The following is a 13,206-nucleotide window of genomic DNA, read 5'->3' as shown; positions in this document are numbered from 1 at the left end:
AGTTGCAAGTGTTTCAGTGTTCCCCGAGGATGAGCAGGCCCCGGGACGTGTCCACGACGTAGACGTACCCGTCACCGGGGACGCGGATGCCGATGGCGCCCTCCAGGAGGCTGTCCCCGCGGGTCGGGTCCTCCTCCCGGTACGTGTGGAAGTGGGCGACCTGCTTGGGTCGGGTGGGGTTGGAGACATCCAGCACGCGCAGGCCCTCGTGGTACCAGGCCACATAGAGCAGGTGGCCGCGCAGAATCAGGTTGTGCATGGAGGTGCTCTGCCGCATGCGGAACTCGCCTATCAGCGCGATGCGAGCCGGGTCGGTGACGTCGAGCACGCGCAGATGGGAGCCGTTGGTCTCGCCTCCTTCGAAGGCGAGCGTCTTCCCCGCGAAGGTGCCGACCGCGCTGTGGTGCGCCCAGCTGCCCTGGTTGTACTGCCCCAGCGTCTGGATATCGTCCAGGCTCGTGACGTCCGTGACGATGTATCCGCCCGCCCCGTGGCTGAGGTAGAGGCGGTTCTCGTACGCGAAGGCGTCATGGGGCCCGTCTTCACCGACCTCTTCCGGAAAGGAGAGGACGGTGCGCAGCACGGGATTCTGGGGCGAGGTGACGTCGTAGACGTAGGTTCCCGCCAAGGGGGCCATGGAGTAGAGCCGGTCACCGTCGACGAGCACGGTGTGGGTGCCGTAGGCCGCGCCCGTCGGCAGGTCGCGGAGGAAGAGGGGGTCGGCGGGCTGGGAGATGTCGTAGACCAGCGTTCCCCTGTCTTCGCTGGCGATGTAGAGGGCATTGCCCTTGGCCCAGACGCCATTCCAGTTGGCCTCTGGAAGGCTGATGCGGGTCTTGAGGAGGGGGTTGCGAGGGTTCGTCACATCGAAGACGGTGAGACCTCCCGCCCTGCCCGCGTGGGAGATGGAGACGACATAGGCATGGCCCTGGGTGACATAGACATCCACCGGCATGCCCAGGGCAATGGGGTGCTCCGCGAGGGGAGTCAGTTCCTCCGACGAAGCAGGCTCGCCGGGGTGCATGGCGATGCGCTGTGCCTCGAAGGTGCCGCTGAAGTAGACCCGGTCATTCCTGCACACGGCGAAGCAGCCGGTGATGACGTGAGGGGCGGGGGTCTGGCAGCCCACCAGGGTGGTGGTCTCCCGGCGATGGAGGGGCCGGCCGATGAGGGTGAAGCGACCTCCCTGCGTGTCTTGATGGACGAGCGGCTGGTTGAACATCGTGCTGGTCGCCGCGGTGTCGCGAAGCCGGAAGCCCGCTGGCATGGCGAAGGTCCGGGTTCCGCCGCCCTCGAGCGGTAGCGCGACGCGGAGGCTGCTCTGATAGACGCCCTCCAGGGGAATCGTGGCGAGGGCTTCCGGGGCGCACGCGGACGTGTCGAAGCGCGCCAGTTCCTCGCAAGACTGCCCATTCGCATTGCGTGTGTCGAAGGCGCAAGGCGCGAAGGGGTGGCCCGGGTCAATCCACTCTCCGCGGTCTTCGAGCTCCTCGTAGGTGCCATCCCAGACAGATGGGCCCGCATCGGGAGAGGACGGCTTCGAGTCATCGTCGCAGGCGGCGAGGAAGGGGAACCACAGCACGGCGAGGAGCATCCTGATGCGGCAAGGAATGACAGCCATGGGAGGTCTCGAGGCGAAACCCTGCTCAGGGGCGTGAGGTTGAAGTCTGTCTGGGTCCTACTGTTGCAAGTCCTCGAAGATGAGCAGCCCTCGTGCGGCATCCACGACGTAGGCATGGCCATCACCGGGGAGGTGGAGTCCGACGGTGTTCTGGGGGCGCGCGTCCACGTGGCCGTGGGCCACTTCCCGGGGGAGAGAGGGATTGGACACGTCGAGCACCCGCAGCCCTTCCTCGTTCCAGGCGACATGGAGGCGGTCGCCGCGCAGCAGCAGGTTCTGGATGGAGGAGGACTGCTGCAGGCGGAACTCACCCAGCTTCGTGATGTTCGCGGGCTCTGTGACGTCGAGCACCCGGACGTGGGGCGCGGGGCGCTCGCCCGCCTCGAAGGCGATGCGCCTTCCCTCGAAGAGGCCCACCGCGCTGTGATGGCCGTCGCCGAGGCTCGAGGGGCGATACTGGCCCAGCAGCCGGACGTCCTCCAGGTTCCTGATGTCCAGGACGCAGTACCCCGCCAGCGCGTCGCTCAAGTACAGGCGGCCCTGGTCGACGACGAAGTCCTCCGGCCCGCCTCGTGCCGCGTCCTCCGGCGTGTCGACGACGGCGAGCGGCGTGGGGTTCAGCGGGTCGGTGACGTCATGGACCTGGATGCCCGCGCCCGGGACCAGGGAGTAGAGCCGGTCGCCCTCCACGAGTGCCATCCAGGTGCCCAGCTCTCCCGTCGACAGGGTGCGCAGGAGGACGGGGTCGGTGGGCCGGGAGATGTCATAGACGCGTGTCCCCCGCTCGTGGGCGATGTAGAGCGCGGGGCCCTTGGCTCGGACGGACGTTCCGCCGTCGTCCTCCGGCCGGCTGAGGGTGGTCTTCAGGATGGGATTGCGAGGGTTCGTCACGTCGAAGACGCTGAGCCCTCCGGTCCTGCCTTCCCGGGTGATGGAGACGACGTAGGCGTGGCCCTGGGCGACGTCCAGGTCCACGGGCATCCCCACGGGGATGGCGCGCTCGGAGAGCAAGGGGAGGGCGGTGGAGGTGGCGCCCGCGGATTCCGACGTCGGCGTGTCGTCGTTGCGCGCGGAGGCGCCGGCGAGCAACTGACAGGGGCGGACGAGCTGGAGTCGGCGCGGGGGGACCGCCATCGGAATCCTCGTGGATGCCCACGCGGATGGGCGGACTCGAGCCTATCCGCGTCCAGGGTTCAGGGGTCTTGCGAAGAACTTATGCGGACTAGAGTTCGTTGAAGACGAGCAGGCCCCGGGACGTGTCCACGACGTAGATGTAACCGTCCCCGGGGACGCGGATGCCGATGGTGCCCTCGAAGAGGCTGTCTCCCCGGTGAGGGTCCTCCTCCCGGTACGTGTGGTAGTGGGCCACCTGCTTGGGCCGGGTGGGATTGGACACGTCCAGCACGCGCAGGCCCTCGTGGTACCAGGCGATGTAGAGCCGGTGGCCGCGCAGAATCAGGTTGTGGATGGAGGGGACCTGCCGCATGCGGAACTCGCCTATCAGCGCGATGCGAGCCGGGTCCGTGACGTCGAGCACGCGCAGATGGGAGCCGGTGAACTCGCCGGCCTCGAAAGCGAGGGTCTTCCCCGCGAAGGTGCCGACCGCGTTGTGGTGGGCCCACTGGCGACCGTCGTACTGGCCCAGCAGCCGGACTTCATCCAGGTTGGAGACGTCCGCGATGATGTACCTGCCCGATGCATGGCTGAGGTACAGGCGGTTCTCGTACGCGAAGGCGTCATGGGGCCCGTCCTGCCCGATTTCTTCCGGGAAGGAGATGACCGTGCGCAGCACCGGGTCCAGGGGTGTGGTGAGGTCATAGACGAAGGTGCCCGTCATCGGGGACATGGAGTAGAGCCGGTCTCCGTCGACGAGCACGGTGTGGGTGACGTTCTCGGGGCCCGTCGTCAGGGCGCGGACGAAGAGCGGGTCGGCGGGCTGGGAGATGTCATAGACGAGCGTCCCGCGGTCTCCGCTCGCGATGTAGAGGGCATGTCCCTTGGCCCAGACGCCATTCCAATAGCTGTCGCCGGGCAGGCTGATGGTGGTCCGCAGGATGGGATTGCGGGGGTTCGCCACATCGAAGACGGAGAGCCCTCCCACTCTTCCAGGCCGCAAGACGGAGACGACATAGGCGTGGCCCTGGGTGACATAGACGTCCACGGGCATGCCCAGGGAGACGGGACGCTCGGCGACGAGGGTCATGCCTCCCGAGGACTCGGGCTCGCCATGTTGCCGGGCGAGGCGGCGCGCCTCGAACGTTCCGCTGGCGGCGAGCCGGTTGTCCCTGCAACGGGCATAGCAGCCGGTGATGATGTGCGGGGCGGGCGTCTGGCAGCCCACCAGGGTGGTGATCATGGTCTCGTCGTACGGGTGCCTCCCAGTGACGATGAATCGGCCTCCGCGCGTGTCCTGATGGAGGAGGGGGCTGTCATGCATCGTGCTGGTCGCCGCGCTGTCCTGAAGACGGAAGCCGATGGATGTGGCCGAGGCCCGGGTCCCACCATCCTCGAGTGGCCGGACCGTGCGGAGGCTGCTCTGATAGATGCCCTCCAGGGGAACCGCGGCGAGCGCCGCCGGGGAGCACGCCGACGTGTCGAAGCGCGCCAGGTCCTCGCAGGAGCTTCCGGTCGCGTTGCGGGTGTCGAAGGTGCACGGCGCGAGGGGGCGGCCCGGGTCGAGCCACTCTCCGCGGTCTTCGAGCTCCTCGTAGGTGCCATCCCAGACATACGGACCCGCGTCGGGCGGGGACGGCTTCGGGTCGTCGCAGGCGGGGAGGAGGGTGACCAGCAGGGCTGCGAGGAAGACACCGAAGCGTCGCGGGGGAGCTGCCATCGGAGACCTCTTGGGAGGGCCCAGCTTGGGGTGGGGACCCAAGCCTATTCATCCACGCGAGGTGCTGATCTCCAGCGTCAGGCCATGTGTCTCAGGGGCTACACTCGTCATCTATTGACAGTTGCGTCGTGAATGCGAAATGGGCCCCGGGTGGACGCTTCCGGGTGGAGGGCCTTGCAAGGTGTCTAGGTTGCGGACGCGGCCCGCCGCTTCACCGAGCGCGTCGCCTCCTCCGGGTACTGTCCCCCATTCAGGTGCTTCAGCCGCGTGCCCACTCGGACGATGGCGTCAATCACTGGCACCAATTCCATGCCCAGCTCCGACAGCGCGTACTCCACCGACGGAGGCGACGTGGGTTGCACCTCGCGCGCCACGGCGCCCTTGGCCTCCAGCTCCCTCAAGCGCGTGGTGAGCACCTTGGGGGAGATGCCCGGGATGTCCTTGATGAGCTCACCGAATCGCCGAGGCCCCCCCGACAGATGCCAGATGACGTTGGGTGTCCACACGCCGCCCAGCAGCGACATGCACGTGCGCATGGGACAGCCCGGAGGCGGCGGCGGGGCCTTGCTCTTCCTCTGCTTGAGCGACATCGATGACTCCAGACGGCGGGTGGTTACCAGGTGGTGAGTAGTTACCGCCGGGTGAGTGGAAAGCACCGTTACCATAGTCTCGTTACTATCCTTCGGTAACTCCCCTCGTTACCTTCGCGGCGCCTTTTCACCCCAGCCACGAGGAAAACCCATGAAGCTCTACTTCGCTCCCGGCGCTTGCTCGCTCTCTCCCCACATCGTCGCGCGTGAGGCGGGCCTCGACCTGCAGTTCACCAAGGTCGACACGCAGACGAAGGTGATGGAGGGCGGCGGAGACTTCTGGAAGGTGAACCCCAAGGGCTATGTGCCCGCCCTCGAGTTCGAGCCCGGCGACGTGCTGACCGAAGGTCCCGCCATCGTCCAGTACCTGGGTGACCAGCGCCCCGCGTCCGGCCTGGTCGCGCCCGCCGGCACCCGCGAGCGCTATCAGCAGCAGGAGATGCTGGGCTACATCAACTCCGAGCTGCACAAGACCTACTCGCCGCTCTTCAGCCCCGCGACGCCCGAGGCCACGCGCGAGGAGCGCAAGGCGTACCTGCAGAAGCGCTACAAGCTCATCGAGGAGCGCCTGGCGGGCCGGACGTACCTCTTCGGCAACACGTTCACCGCCGCGGACGCCTACCTCTTCACGGTGACGCGCTGGGCGAAGTTCGTGCAGCTGGACCTGTCGGGCTTCCCCAACGTGCTCGCGTTCCAGGAGCGCGTCGCCGCGCGTCCCGCCGTGCGCGAGGCGCTCAAGGCGGAAGGCCTGCTGGTGTGAGGCGGTGGGCCGCTCCCGGACGTCGGGGAGCGCCCGCTACTTGCTGTCGAGGGTGAAGACGCCGTCCCAGTCCTCCGGGGGCGGCGTCACCTCCAGGCTGTCGCACCGGGCGGCGAAGCGCTGCGACGGCACGTCGTCGGGCGAGGCGAGGAAGGCGGCGCGAGCCTCGTTGAAGCGGCGGGCCCGGTAGAGGGCGAGCCCCTCGGCGAAGCGCACGACCTGCGGAGGCAGGGGCGTGCCCGCGGTGCCCACCAGCTCGAAGACCCGGACGGGGTGCTGCTTGCCCTTGACGCGCAGGAGGTCCAGCTCCCGGGCCACCACCGCGCCGCGCGCGGCGAGCAGGGTCTCCTCGGCCACCAGTGTCCGCGTGCCGTAGACCTTGGCGGCGCCTTCCAGCCGTGAGGCCAGGTTCACCGTGTCGCCAATCACGGTGTAGTCCTGCGCCGCGCTGGAGCCCAGGTTGCCCGCCACCGCGTGGCCCGTGTTGATGCCGATGCGGCAGTCGAGCCGAGGCAGGCCCCGCGCCTCGAACAGCGGCGACAGCCGGTCCACCACCGCCACCAGGTCCAGCGCGGTGAGGCACGCGCGGGCCGCATGGTCCTCCAGCGGCAGCGGCGCGTTCCAGAAGCACATGATGGCGTCGCCGATGAACTTGTCGAGCGTGGCGCCGTGCTTCGTGAGCACGCCCGTGGCCTGCTCGAAGTAGGTGTTGAGCAGGGCGACGAGCTCCTCGGGGCTGAGCTGCTCGCTCAAGGACGTGAAGCCCACCAGGTCGCTGAAGAGGACCGTGAGCAGCTTGCGCTCTCCACCCGGCGCGGCCTTCTCCGGGTTCTTGATGAGCTCGTCCACCACCTGCGGCGCGAGGTAGCGCTTGAACAGGCCCTTGATCTGGTCCCGCTGGCGCAGGCCGCTGACCATCTCGTTGAAGGACTGCGCGACGCGGCCCACCTCGTCGGTGCCGCGCACGGGCACCTCGACGGTGAGGTCTCCCAGCCGCACGCGTCCCGCCGCCGCCTCCAGCTGCACGAGCGGCGAGGCCAGCCCGCGCGCCATGAAGACCGCCGCCGCCAGCGCGAACAGGGCGATGCCTACCGCCGTGGGCACCAGCCAGCGACGGAAGCGCTGGAGCACGGGCGTGATTTCGGCGTCGAAGTCGCGCAGCACGAACACCTCGCCCAGCCGCGTCCCATCCACGCCGCTGAGGATGCCTCCGCGCACCAGGTAGTGCGTGCTCCCCAGGTGCACGTCGCGCGTCTCCCCGGGCTTGAGCCCGTGACAGTCCAGGGTGGTGCCCGGGGGGAGCTGGGAGGCGGTGGCGCCGTCCTCGGCGCGCAAGGCGAAGCGGGCCCGGGTGTCCGCCATCTGCGGCCCCGGCGTCCGGGGCGCGAGGGGGTCTCCCAGGAGCACGTCCTTCACCCACTGCCCGGACAGCACCACGCCCATGGGGCCCCGGTTGGCGCCGTAGGCGGGCTGGGCATGGACGAGCAGCAGGTCTCCCTCGCGCACCTGCCCGGGGGCGACGAAGGTGAAGGGGAGCTTCTGGAGCTGCGCGGGAGACCAGAGCGCGGAGGTGGGACCGCTCTCGAGCGCGGTGGCCAGGAGCGGGAGGTCCAGCGGCTGCTCACCCAGTTGCTCGGGGTCCGCGTGGGTGTAGACCAGCCGCCCGCTGGCGTTGAAGAAGGCCCAGGGCAGCGAGGCGTCGCGGCTCCAGCCGAAGGCCTCCGTGTCCGCGGAGACGATGACCTCGCGCGCGTAGAGGATGCCCTTGGTCTCCGAGGTCGCGTCGCCGAGCCCCGCCTCGTCGTCCACGGAGTTGACCGACAGCGACATGTCCTTGAAGGAGCGGTCCAGCGTGCGGGCCTCGGCCACGTCGCGGATGCGCTCCTGGCTGGCGCGGGAGAGCTGCTGGAAGGCCTCCAGCGTGCGCTCCAGGTCGCTGGCGATCTTCTGCTTGGCGGCGGACTCCACCGCGAGCGTGGTGAGCACCAGCGCGCTGATGAGCGACGCGCCCGCGAGCGCCACGAAGGCCAGGATGAGTTTTCGGGTGAGCGTCACCGGGCGGTGAGGATAGCCGCCCCCAGGGCCGCCCCGCGAGCCTACGGGCCCGCCTTGTCGGAGTAGCCGTCCGCGCGGGGGAGGTACTTCCTGCCGCGCTTGTCCAGGTGGGGGGCGTCGGCGTGGGTCTCCGTGAGCTCCAGCGTGGCGCTCGTCGTGCCGCCCGCCGCCACGACCACCTCCGCGCGGGCGATGTCGCTCTTCGCGTCGCGCCGGTGCACGGCGAAGAGGGGGTGGCGCCCTGGCTTCACGCCGCGAAGCTCGAAGCGTCCGTCCTTGTCCGTCACCGCGAACGCGCGGTTGGGGACCACGACGACCGTGGCCACCATCTGCTCGTGGATGTCGCAGTAGACGTCCACGATGCCCGTCTTCGTGAAGGTCTCGAAGTAGCTCTCGCCCGGCCGGCTCTTGCCCGCGTCGAACCGCCGCGCCACGGAGCGGGAGAAGACGTTGTGCAGCACCACGTCCCGGTTGGAGAACTCCACCTTCTGTCCCACGACGATGGGCAGCACGGCGGGGAAGAACGTCTTGTTCCGCTGGTTCATCCGAGCCACCTCCGCGGGTGGTTCCTCGGTGTAGCCGGTGACGTAGACGACCACGCCGGAGCGGTCCTCCTTCGGTTGCGTCGAGCCGTCGGGCTTCTGGACGAAGACGCGCACCTCGCCCTGGACGACGCCTGTCTCGGCGCGTGCGAGCGGTGCGGAGAGCAGGCCCGCGAGGAGGAGGAGCGTTAGAGGGCGACTGCCCATATGAGCCTCGGCATGAAACGGGGCGTATCGGAGGAGGCGAACGTCAGGCCGACGAGCGTCCCCGCGGTCAGCCACATGCGCCCGAAGGTCCACGCCACGCTGGGCCCGACGAACAGGCGCGGGTCGTGGTCCAGCTCCTTCAGGCCGAACTCGCCGAAGGACTCGACGGAGAGGCGCAGCTCGTCCGCGATGAGCGGATAGGACACCCCCGCGGAGTAGGTGCCCAGGATGCGCACGGGGGCGTCACCGCCGCGCAGGCCCGGGATGCCCACCTGGGTGCCCAGGTCCAGCGCCACGCGCAGGCCGCCCTCCCATTGGTAGGAGCCCACGAGGTTGAGGTCCACGCGCGAGGGGCTGGAGCCTCGGACGGACTGATGCCAGACGGCGCGGACGAGCGGCTGGAACGGGCGATCATCTCCTCGCGGGAACAGGCGGTAGCGGAAGTCCGCTTCGAAGGAGTCCAGCTCGGTGATGCCTCGGGTGGCTCGGACCTGGAAGGGGATGGCCAATTCCAGGTGCTGGCTCATGCCCAGCACGGGAGCCCACCAGAGCCAGTAGGCCGAGGGCCGCTCGGGCTCGCCCGGGGAGCGGCTGCGCGCCCACAGCCACTGCTCCAGCTCCACGTCACCCTTGGGGACGATGTCGGTGTCGAAGGTCCAGATGAAGGACCTCTGCCCCGCCTGCGCGGGAGACGCCCCCAACACGCCCAGGATGCATGCCACCAGTACCACCCAGCGGACTGCTTGCATTCGGTCTCCCACCCACGTCGCGGAAGGTGATGAGACGGTGCGTAGCACATCCTGCCTGGGGGCTGGCGAGTCCCCGCGACACGCAAGGGCCACCGGCGTCGATGAGACACCGGCAGCCCTTGTCTCACGGAGAGACGGCTACGGGCGCTGACTGATGCGCTGCTGGAGCAGCCAGTCGTAGAGCGGCAGGGTGGCGTAGGCCGTGTCCCACGTGGCGCCGCTGTGGCCCGCGCCGGGATAGACGGTGACGTCACGCATGGCGCTGGGGCCGGCGCCGCACGCCGTGTCGAGCTGCGTCTTGATGCCCGTGGCGCGCGACGGCTCGTCGAGGCCGCCCTGGAAGGCCCAGATGGGCAGCGTCTTCAGGCTGCACAGGTTGGGGTTCGTGACGAAGTTGTGGGTGATGGCGATGGGGACGAAGGCCGCGAACTCCGCCGTGGAGGCGAGGAGCATCTCGAAGCCGTTGTTGGCGCCGCCGCTCAGGCCGGTGAGGTACACGCGGTCCAGGTCGATGCGGTAGTCGCGCTTGACGTCATTCAGCAGCGCGAGCACCGAGGCATTGTTGAACCAGCCATCCCCGCTGTTGGTGAACGGCATGCGCTGGTTGGGCGAGATGACGATGGCCTTCATCGCCGCGCGGAAGCTGGCGGAGCTGAACTGCCTGGCCAGACCCTCGGGGTTGGAGTGCACCGCGGTGCGGTCGGTCGTGAGGGTGGAGCCGCCCACGCCGTGCAGGGAGAGGATGACGGGCCACGTCGTGGTGCGGTCGTCGTTGTACTGCGCGGGGAGGAAGAGCGCGTAGTCGTAGCGCAGGTTGCGGACCACGGTCTGCTGTCCGGCGGCGCAGGTGGTGGGGCCGGTGGGCGTGACGGTGCTGGGCTTGCCCATGAGCTTGAGCTCGCGCAGGCGGCAGTAGGGCTTGTCCTTGCAGACGACCCGGACCTTGTCGGTGATGACCGGCGCGGTGAAGGTGAGGGTCCTCAGGGTGGTGGTGAGGGGATTGCCCTCCACGACGGTGCCCGGGATGGTCTTCCAGCAGCCGCCGTCCCACGCCTGGAGCTCGAAGGCGGGCATGGCGAACGCGGAGCTCGCGGAGACGGACATGTGCAGCTCCGCGCTGCTCACCTCGTGCGGGCCCTGGAGGTCCACGTCGAGAGAGTTGTGCGTCATGAAGGCGTAGGCGGACTCCCACCGGGTGGTGAGCGAGCCATCCACCGCGAGCGGCGCGGGGTAGGACGCGGAGGAGGTGCCGGCGACGGCGGGCTTGTTGAGCGCCACGTTGGTGAGGACATCCGGCACGGGCGCCACCGTCACGCTCACGTCGTCGAAGCTCGAGGCTCCCGCGTCATCCGTGGCGGTGAGTCGGAAGACGGATGTGCCCACGGAGAGGCCCGCCACGCTCAGGGTGGCGGTGGTGGTGCTGGCCAGCGTCGCCACGGGGCCGCTCACCTGCGTCCAGAGCAGCGAGCTCACGACGCCATCCGCGTCGGTGGCGCTGCCCGCCAGGCTCACGCTGGTGACGGGCAGGGTGAGGGAGCGGTCCGGGCCCGCGTTGACCACGGGCGGGATGTTGACCTGCCCTTCGTGGGGTGTGCCGAAGATCCACAGCTCCTTCACGCGGCAGTTGTCCGCCAGCGTGTCGGTGCAGGAGAAGCGCACCTTCTTCGCCGTGACGCTCTGCGGGAAGGTGGTGGAGACCGCGATGCTGGTGTTGTTCGTCTGGCTGGCGCCGGGCAGTGGCTTCCAGCCTGTCCCATCGTCGTAGAGCAGCTCGTAGCTCTTGATGGGGCGGATGTCCCGGTAACCGGTGTAGAGCTCCATCCGGACCAGGTCGAACGTCCCCTGGAGGTCGATGTCGAGCAGGCGCGTCGGGTTGTAGATGCCGGGGCACCACCGCGAATCGTCGTTGGTGATGTCGCCGTCCACGGCGTACTCCGGACGGAACGGGTCCTGGCTGACGCTGGCGGTGGCCGGCTTGTTCAGCGTCACGTTGACGGGCGTGTCCAGCCCCGCCCGCTGGGAGGCGGGCGGCGTCGCGCCGTCAGTGGTTTCAGGGGTACCGCAGCCCATGAGGGCGCAGGCCACGAGCGCGCCGAGTCGGGATGAGAGCCGTTGCAAGAGGTCCTCCTTGAGGGTGGAGGTTGCATCTTGCATCAGTCATTGTGTTTCAATAGCAGGTAAAAGACGAATGGGGCGTGGCGCCCGGCGTCCCGCGGGCCGGGCGCCACGAGGCCGGCAGGTCAGAACCGGCGGGGGTTGAGGCCCTTGATCGTGTCCGTGACGGTGTCCTTGACCGTCTCGGTGATGGAGCTCACGACGCTCTCCTTGAGGTCGATCATCCCGTCGATGCCGAGGTTCCGGAGGTTCTTCGTCGAGTCCTCGACGCTCAGGCTCTGGAAGCTGTTCCCGCGCCAGATGGAGATGGTGCCGTACTCCTTCAGCTTGTTGATGAGCGCCGGGTCCTCGGGGTGCTTGCCGTACTCGAAGACGAAGGTGACGGGGGGCTTGTTCGGGCCGGTGCTCGGCAGCTTGTTGGCGTCGTTGATGCTGGTGACCTGCCCGATGAGCTTGTCCACCTGCTCATTCATCGGGCCGCCGGGCGGGTTGAGGGCGAGCGTGGCGCCGGGGAACATCGCTCGCGTCTTGGCGCCCTCGGCCGCCGCCTTGCCGAAGCCGTAGTTGAACATGAGCTTGTTGTCGGGGACGCCGGAGGCGCGGACCTCCTCCAGGAAGCGGTTGTTGAAGACCCTGTCGTCCTTCACATCCAGCTTGAGGCCGACGCCCAGCTCCTTGCCCTTGTTCAGCCACTCCGTGAGGGTGAGGTTGTCGCCGGTCTCGTTGCCCTCGTCGTGACGCATCTCGATCTTGCCCTCGCGGTTGAACTCCATGCGGACGTCACCCTCGAACCAGGTGTAGTCCCCCTTCTTGGCGTGGTCGAAGTCGGAGCGCGTGTTGGTGGTGTGGGCGTTCTTGGCCTCGCTCAGCGGCGTGCCGGGCGTCCAGCGGTTGCCCGGGGGCGGCGCGGCGGGCACCTCCGCGAGCGGCTTGTATTCCTTGCGCAGCTCCTTCGCGGCCTTGTTCTTGCCCGTGGCCTCCAGCTCCGTCACGAGCGTGCCCGCGAGCTTCTCCAGGCCCGGCACCTTCTCGTCCCCCAGCTCGTTCAGCTTGTCGTCGAGCTGGTTGATTTCGCCCTTGTTCGGCGTGGCCGAGGCGAGGGATTGGCCCAGGAGCTTCAGGCCCTCGGGGCCGGCCTTGTCGGCGACCACGGACAGGCCCTTCAGCGTCTCGTAGGTGGTGTTGTACTTGCCGAAGGAGTCCTTCTTCTTGTCGTCCAGGCCGCCCTTGCTCGTGCGCTCACCGAGTTTCTCGGAGATGGCCTGGAGCGTCGGAGCGGAGGCCTTGAGCAGCGAGTCGGCATAGCCGGGCACGTCGCGGTTCTTGAGCGTGAGGTCCGCCAGCGTCTGCGCCGCCTGGGAGGGCCCTCCCTGCTTGAAGGCCAGGTCCACGTCCAGCGCATCGCCCTCGACTCCGCCCGGCCTGTTGTACTCCGACGCGGGCTTCGCGGTGGGGCCCGTGGAGGGCGTGCTCTCGCCTTCGGGAGGGGCGGCCAGGGTCTGGAATTGCGGCGCGCCCGTGAGGTCCGGCCCCGTGGCGGCGTTCGTGCTCGCCACGAACTCGTCCTTTGTGGGCTGACCCACCGCCGGAGCTTGAGCCGGAGCCGCCGGTTGCTCAGGCGGAGGTTGCGGCTGCTGCACCGGGGGCGTGGGGACGGGGCGGCGGAAGGCGATGTCGAGCCAAGAGGCCATGGAGTGTGCTCCAGGAGAGAGGGGACTTCATCTCGTGGAGCGC

Annotated in this window: 10 protein-coding genes; 1 reads left to right on the top strand and 9 read right to left on the bottom strand. The window is 68.7% G+C overall.

The window, feature by feature from the left end:
- Positions 1-13: 13 nt before the first annotated feature.
- From MYSTI_RS33960 to MYSTI_RS33945, 4 genes are all read right to left on the bottom strand, one after another.
- Positions 14-1,621, bottom strand: a complete 1,608-nt coding sequence (locus tag MYSTI_RS33960) for an LVIVD repeat-containing protein (RefSeq protein ID WP_015352371.1) — start codon at positions 1,619-1,621, stop codon at positions 14-16.
- Between the two features lie 57 nt (positions 1,622-1,678).
- Positions 1,679-2,755: an LVIVD repeat-containing protein gene (locus MYSTI_RS33955; RefSeq protein ID WP_015352370.1), complete on the bottom strand. Its 1,077-nt coding sequence runs from the start codon at positions 2,753-2,755 to the stop codon at positions 1,679-1,681.
- An 88-nt stretch (positions 2,756-2,843) separates the two neighbouring features.
- Entirely contained in the window at positions 2,844-4,454 is a 1,611-nt protein-coding gene (locus MYSTI_RS33950; protein WP_015352369.1) for an LVIVD repeat-containing protein, read from the bottom strand.
- A 185-nt stretch (positions 4,455-4,639) separates the two neighbouring features.
- The gene (locus MYSTI_RS33945; RefSeq protein WP_015352368.1) at positions 4,640-5,044 is read right to left on the bottom strand and encodes a winged helix-turn-helix transcriptional regulator; all 405 of its coding nucleotides are present in this window, start codon (positions 5,042-5,044) and stop codon (positions 4,640-4,642) included.
- A gap of 151 nt (positions 5,045-5,195) precedes the next feature.
- Between MYSTI_RS33945 and gstA the strand changes: the two genes are divergently transcribed.
- Positions 5,196-5,804: a glutathione transferase GstA gene (gstA, locus tag MYSTI_RS33940; RefSeq protein ID WP_015352367.1), complete on the top strand. Its 609-nt coding sequence runs from the start codon at positions 5,196-5,198 to the stop codon at positions 5,802-5,804.
- Positions 5,805-5,840: 36 nt separating this feature from the next.
- On the opposite strand, the gene MYSTI_RS33935 is transcribed toward gstA, so the two are convergent.
- The 5 genes from MYSTI_RS33935 to MYSTI_RS33915 form a co-directional block, all read right to left on the bottom strand.
- Positions 5,841-7,859: an adenylate/guanylate cyclase domain-containing protein gene (locus MYSTI_RS33935; protein WP_015352366.1), complete on the bottom strand. Its 2,019-nt coding sequence runs from the start codon at positions 7,857-7,859 to the stop codon at positions 5,841-5,843.
- Positions 7,860-7,900: 41 nt separating this feature from the next.
- The gene (locus MYSTI_RS33930; protein ID WP_015352365.1) at positions 7,901-8,608 is read right to left on the bottom strand and encodes a carboxypeptidase regulatory-like domain-containing protein; all 708 of its coding nucleotides are present in this window, start codon (positions 8,606-8,608) and stop codon (positions 7,901-7,903) included.
- On the bottom strand, positions 8,590-9,357 hold the full coding sequence (locus MYSTI_RS33925) for a hypothetical protein (RefSeq protein ID WP_015352364.1): 768 nt from the start codon (positions 9,355-9,357) through the stop codon (positions 8,590-8,592). Before MYSTI_RS33925 ends, MYSTI_RS33930 begins: the two co-directional genes overlap by 19 nt.
- Positions 9,358-9,495: 138 nt before the next feature.
- Positions 9,496-11,475: a discoidin domain-containing protein gene (locus MYSTI_RS41165; RefSeq protein ID WP_169558688.1), complete on the bottom strand. Its 1,980-nt coding sequence runs from the start codon at positions 11,473-11,475 to the stop codon at positions 9,496-9,498.
- Positions 11,476-11,597: 122 nt separating this feature from the next.
- On the bottom strand, positions 11,598-13,163 hold the full coding sequence (locus tag MYSTI_RS33915; protein WP_015352362.1) for an FAM151 family protein: 1,566 nt from the start codon (positions 13,161-13,163) through the stop codon (positions 11,598-11,600).
- Between the last annotated feature and the right edge of the window lie 43 nt (positions 13,164-13,206).

The sequence above is a fragment of the Myxococcus stipitatus DSM 14675 genome, assembly GCF_000331735.1.
Classification (GTDB): Bacteria; Myxococcota; Myxococcia; order Myxococcales; family Myxococcaceae; genus Myxococcus; species Myxococcus stipitatus.
The sequence above is the reverse complement of the archived record's forward strand: the minus strand, read 5'-3'. Positions and strand labels throughout refer to the sequence as shown.